The sequence below is a fragment of the Brachyspira innocens ATCC 29796 genome (assembly GCF_000384655.1).
Classification (GTDB): Bacteria; Spirochaetota; Brachyspiria; order Brachyspirales; family Brachyspiraceae; genus Brachyspira; species Brachyspira innocens.
In genome coordinates this window covers 1-2,792 of sequence record NZ_ARQI01000029.1, presented here as the reverse complement: position 1 = coordinate 2,792, position 2,792 = coordinate 1, and the positions used below count along the sequence as shown (strand labels likewise).

At 22.5% G+C, this 2,792-nt stretch carries 2 protein-coding genes and 1 pseudogene; all 3 read right to left on the bottom strand.

The genetic code is table 11. The features are described 5' to 3' along the window. On the bottom strand, window positions 1-1,268 hold a 1,268-nt coding region (locus F811_RS0100385), incomplete at its 3' end, for a polysaccharide pyruvyl transferase family protein (RefSeq protein ID WP_020003344.1). 12 nt (window positions 1,269-1,280) lie between these two features. After that, a complete protein-coding gene (locus F811_RS0100380) occupies window positions 1,281-2,417 on the bottom strand; it encodes a glycosyltransferase family 2 protein (protein WP_020003343.1) in 1,137 nt (378 codons plus the stop codon). A 134-nt stretch (window positions 2,418-2,551) separates the two neighbouring features. Continuing rightward, window positions 2,552-2,792 (bottom strand): annotated as a pseudogene (locus tag F811_RS16625) (hypothetical protein); the annotation flags it as partial.

The window sequence follows — 2,792 nt, the reverse complement described above, 5'->3', positions numbered from 1 at the left end:
ATCTTATTATTATATTTATTTACTAAATTATTATATTCAGAAATCTTATTATTATATTTATTTACTAAATTATTATATTCAGAAATCTTATTATTGTATTTATTATTTAATAAATATACAGTATTGTTCAATACAATATCATCAGATTCTAATTTGATAGAAGGTTGTTCAACATAATCAAAACATGAATTTTGACATTCTATACCAAATTTTTTTAACCAATTAATAAAATTATTATATAACTTATTATATTCTCTATTTATAGGTTCTAAATCTATTCTTTCATATGTTTTTATTATATCTATTTTATTCACATAACATAATTCTGGCATATAAGGTATTTTAAATAAATCTGACACCTCATAAGCTCTTGAGTCAGGATTTATAAGAACAGCTGGAATTCCAGCATTTAATGATACTATTGCTCCATGCATTCTCCATCCTAAATACATAGTGAATTTTTTTAAATAATTTTCCCAATCTTTCATATTAGAAAATGTTACATATTTTTTTTTAGAAAATGATAAATAATCCATTTTATAATTAAAATTGTAATTAGGTAGTTTTTCATTAAAATATAATAATCCAATTAACTCTAATTCATCCTGTAATACATAAGATGGATTATTTATACTTACATTAAAAAATCTTCCACCTAATACCAATTTAAAATCATCATATTTTTTTTTGTTAATTACTCTATTAATTCCATTTGCAAAATAGCTTGGACAACCAACAGCTTCTGCATTTTTTATACCAATTTTTTTCAATGCTTCAACGGTTAAATGCCCTCTAACACCAATGGCATTAGTCAAATTTGATAATTCTCTAAAAAAATAAATTTTCTCTTTACTTAATTTATCAACAAAATTTTTATCAAACACACCATTAATATAATTGTTTGAACCTAAGCTTATGACTACAATTGTTTTCTTTATTTTTTTTAAAAAATTTAATAATCCATTTGGAAATTCTAATTCTTTAGCAACTCTTATGTGATCTTGTAAAATAAATATAACATGTGTACAGCAATTATTAATATAATCTATATCAGCGTCTGATTTTTTACTATTATAATTATAATAATGCATATTATCTATCTGTGGAGCTTTATATATACCACCACACACTAATTTCATAAATGCATAAGTAATATATGAATTACCTATATTACCTACATATTTCATAAAAGATGTAGAAGATTTCAATATTTTACTATCTAAAACTAAGTGAGTATTTATAAAAAAAGGATTAAATTTTCTGTTCATAGTAAATTACTCCTATAATTTAATAGTTAATCTAAATATAAATAATATTTTAAATCTTATATAATATATATCTTTTATAAATCCAAATAAAGAATATAATTTAGGATATTCTCTATTTTTAGTAAATGTAAAGCCAATAAAAGAAATAGAAAAAAATCTTCTCCTAATTTTATGAAAATCAAATATGTGAAAATTAAATGTTGTTAGAGTATTTTTATTATATTTCTTAAATTCATAACTTATTTCCATCAATCTTTCTAAAAATGCCTTCTTTTGTACATCATTGCAAGCATCATATATTGGCATAATATTATCTTTAAGTCCTGCTTGTATCCAATAATAAGGCATTTCTCCAATAAATCCAGGAAATGTAAGACCTAAATAGCTTCTCATTCTATCTATACATTTATACTTAAGTTCTTTATTATTAATCATACATAAACTCAATATAAAACCTATAGATAAATCCATTCCCTTAACAAACGGATGCACAGTTCTTTTTACTCCTTTTCTATAATTTGCTTCTGAATACCCCTGTAATACTATTTGTTTATCATATCTTTCACAAAAATATATTTTTCCGTTGTTATTTATAATTTCTGAAATTAATGCCATATGAGGTATTAATGCATATATGTTAATATATGCATTGAAAATAACATCGTTTTTTAAATATTTAGATCTATATATTGCAGCAGGAAGAAGTACAATTTCTATTAATAATTTAGCCAGTTTTTCATTATACGTTTCCCCTGAGAAAACTTTAGGATCTGTATAGGTTTGTATTATATCATATTGATCACTTTTTAAAGCATCATATATTTTATGCCAATGCTCAAAGCTAAGTCTATCATCATCACATAATATCCAAAAATATTTTTTAGTAACATACTCAAAAGCCCTAACTATATTAGCATTGCCTCCTATATTAATTTTATGTCTAATATGTGTAATATTATCATATTTTTGCGATATTTCTTCTAAAAATTCACTAGTACCATCAGTAGAGCAATTATCTAAAAAAGTAATTTGACATTTTTTTATAGGACTGTTTTCATCCAATATATCAGATACGATTTCCTTTAATTTATTAATTCTATTATATGTTATTAAAATAATATCCAAATCTTTATTAATATCAAAACTCATATTATTTACTCCAAATATTTATAATCATATAAAAAAATACAACCTATGCCACAATTTTATATTGCAACATAGGTTGTATTTTTTTATATTTTGAATTATTATAAAAATATATATAATCGCTATATATGTAAAAATTAGGTCTGGTCTGGTCTGGTCTGGTCTGGTCTGGTCTGGTCTGGTCTGGTCTGGTCTGGTCTTCTTATAACAAAAGTTACAAATAATATTTTAATTTTAATTTTTTCATAATTAGATTCAAAATAAAAAATATTAAATAATACAAATTTCAATAGCATTATCAATATTATTTGAATTTTTTGTCCTATATTAACTCCTAAAAAAAAGTCAGAAAGATTATACATAGAAAATGGTTTCACT